Here is a 615-nt window from a genome sequence, read left to right as displayed (position 1 = left end):
AGTTGAAACCGCCGGCGACGATATGCGCGAAGGTTTGACCTGCGTGTTGTCCGTCAAACTGCCCGACCCCAAATTCTCGTCCCAAACCAAAGACAAACTGGTTTCCAGCGAAATCGGCCCCGTCGTCAATGAAGTCATCAACCAAGCCCTGACCGACTTCCTCGAAGAAAATCAGAACGAAGCCAAAATCATCACCAGCAAAATCGTCGATGCCGCCCGTGCGCGCGAAGCCGCCCGCAAAGCCCGCGAAATCACCCGCCGCAAAGGCGTGATGGACGGCTTGGGACTGCCCGGCAAACTCGCCGACTGCCAAGAAAAAGACCCCGCCTTGTCAGAACTTTATCTGGTCGAGGGCGATTCCGCAGGCGGTTCTGCCAAACAAGGCCGCGACCGTAAATTCCAAGCCATTTTGCCGCTCAAAGGCAAAATCTTGAACGTCGAAAAAGCCCGTTTTGAAAAAATGCTCGCCAGCCAAGAGGTCGCCACCCTGATTACCGCACTGGGCGCAGGCATCGGCAAAGAAGAGTTCAACCCCGAAAAACTGCGTTACCACCGCATCATCATCATGACCGATGCCGACGTGGACGGTGCGCACATCCGCACCCTGCTCCTGAC

At 56.3% G+C, this 615-nt stretch carries 1 protein-coding gene; it reads left to right on the top strand.

All coding sequences use genetic code 11. The features are described 5' to 3' along the window. The coding region (locus ACTHUR_RS15710; protein WP_440399578.1) for a toprim domain-containing protein at window positions 1-615 on the top strand (615 nt) is incomplete at both ends.

Source organism: Neisseria sp. P0021.S007 (assembly GCF_051956855.1).
The sequence above is the reverse complement of the archived record's forward strand: the minus strand, read 5'-3'. Positions and strand labels throughout refer to the sequence as shown.